Below are 2,414 nucleotides of genomic sequence, written 5' to 3'. Positions count from 1 at the left end.
TATGCAGATCTATCTTCCAATAAAATTGCGTGTAGTAATTAAGCATTAGATTGGTTCTGGCAATTTCTCTTGCAAGCCCCTGTCCAATAAATTTCTCATAATGAGAATATACTAAATTAGAGTCATTTGTCAGAGAATCTATTATTTCTTTCGATGTATGTGAGTTAAAAGCTTCACCACTACCTTGTTTATTATTATCAGATTGTTTTGCAACCTGTTCTGGCTTTGGTATGTAAAATTCGTTATCAAGTATTGAATACCTTGCTGAATACTCATTCACATTTGCAGTTCTATGCCTTATCCATTGTCTTGCAACAAAAATTGGAAGTTTCACGTGAAACTTAATTTCACACATCTCAAACGGAGTTGTATGGTGATGTCTCATTAAATACTTTATAAGCGCTTCATCTTGACTTATATGCTTTGTTCCCTTTCCATAAGAAACACGAGCAGCTTGAACTATAGCGCTGTCAGAGCCCATATAGTCTACTACTCGAATAAATCCATGATTTAATACCTTATGTTCCTCATATAGAATTTCATCTATTTCTTTTACTGTAACTCTCTTGGTTGAATAACGTTCCTCGTTCATAAAATATCCTCAAGATGAAATGGAGATATCAGCTCCACACGAATTTAGTTTCTCGTGCATTGCTTCATACCCTCTCCATAAATGATGTGAGTTATTTATTGTAGTTTCTCCACTAGCTACCAAAGAAGCAAGCACTAAAGCTGCCGTTGATCTTAAATCAGTAGCATATAGATTAGCTCCAGACAAGCTTTTTACTCCATTTATAATAGCTTCGCTTTTCTCGATGCTAATATTAGCACCTAGCTTTCTCAATTCACCTGCGTGCGCAAACCTGCTTTCAAAAATGTTTTCTTCAATTACTGATATCCCATCAGCGACGCACATTGCAGACATCAGTTGTGGCTGCATATCACTAGGAAAGTTAGGGTATGAATCTGTTGCAGCATTAGCAGATTTAATAGAGCCATTTTTTCTGGAAATAACAATACCTTCGCCATGCGGTTCAATCACAGCTCCTATAGACTCCAATTCATTTGCAATACATCTTATATCAGATAGATTTATTCCTTCTAACATCAATTTACCACCAGTTATTATAGCAGCTAGTGCGTATGTACCGGCTTCTATGCGATCTGATATTATTTTGTGGACACATCCGTTTAATGTCTCAACTCCTTTTATTGTTATTAGACCTCTTGCAAAATTCCTTGTCATCCCAGTAGCGTAACACTGGGATTCATCATGGATTCCAGTGTTACGCGCTGGAATGATATCAGAGAGATCTGTTTTATTATCATGAATATTAATATCAGCACCCATTTTCCTCAAGAACTCTATTAAATCAAGAACTTCCGGCTCTGTTGCAGCATTGTTTATTACTGTTACTCCTTCTGCAAGTGTTGCCGCCATTATTATGTTTTCTGTTGCGCCAACGCTTATTTTTTCAAATGTAATTTCTCTTCCTTGTAGCTTTCCTTCCACCGTTGCAATTATATTACAGCCGTCAATTTCAATTTTAGCCCCCATTTTTTCTAACGCTTTGATGTGCATGTCGACAGGGCGTTTTCCAATGTTGCACCCACCAGGAAATGCTGTTCTCGTCTTGCCGAATCTGCTGAGCATTGGACCTAGCATTAAAAAAGATGCTCGCAGTTTATTTGCAGTTTTATGCGGTATCACATGATTGTTAATATTGCTACAATTAATTTCTAAAGTATGATTTGCTTTATAGTCTTTATTGTACATAAAGTTTACTTTTGCCCCAAGACTTTCGAGTAGCTCAGACATCAGATGCACATCAATTAGATCAGGTACATTATGCAAAGTTACTGAAGAACTACTCAATAGGCTTGCTGCTGCTATTGGTAAAATAGCATTCTTTGAACCATTAACCTTGATTTTCCCAACTAAAGGCTTATGGTTACTCCTTACTAATATTTTATGCATTTAATCAAATTAGATCCTACCGAATAAGTATAGTGAATTGGCAGTAAAAGGCAAACATAGCCTCTTGACGAGTACGGTTGTATAGTAAGCCAGCATCACATGCTTCCCAGTTTTAATTAGCTTAAGAAATTTACCAATGGGAAGAAAAGGCAAAAGAAACCCCGCTAGCTAGTTATTTACTATCTATTTTTTAAATTGGCGTTTTTTATTGTCTTAAACGCTTTAACAAGCGCATTTTAGCTTATATTAGGTAAAAACCTTGAAAGTTTATAAAGACATGAGGTGCACACAGTGCAAAAAATTAAACATAAGACGCCAAGTACATTGAGTTTTTTGTCGTTTTATCTGCACAGACTGAAGATAAATAATAGCTTCAGTATCATTATAAGGGGGTTGAAAGAATTTGTCAAGTAGTTTTTTTCGTTTCTGTTGAATC

General features: G+C 35.9%; 2 protein-coding genes. Both read right to left on the bottom strand.

Annotated elements, in window-relative coordinates; all coding sequences use genetic code 11:
- Nucleotides 1-592 (bottom strand): FAD-dependent thymidylate synthase (gene thyX / locus GO685_RS04810; RefSeq protein WP_175937805.1); only part of this gene is annotated, 592 nt, incomplete at its 3' end.
- A 9-nt stretch (nt 593-601) separates the two neighbouring features.
- The gene (locus GO685_RS04805) at nt 602-1,978 is read right to left on the bottom strand and encodes a UDP-N-acetylglucosamine 1-carboxyvinyltransferase (protein ID WP_175937804.1); all 1,377 of its coding nucleotides are present in this window, start codon (nt 1,976-1,978) and stop codon (nt 602-604) included.
- Nucleotides 1,979-2,414 lie beyond the last annotated feature (436 nt).

The sequence above is a fragment of the Wolbachia endosymbiont of Madathamugadia hiepei genome (assembly GCF_013366855.1).
GTDB lineage: Bacteria > Pseudomonadota > Alphaproteobacteria > Rickettsiales > Anaplasmataceae > Wolbachia.
The sequence above is the reverse complement of the archived record's forward strand: the minus strand, read 5'-3'. Positions and strand labels throughout refer to the sequence as shown.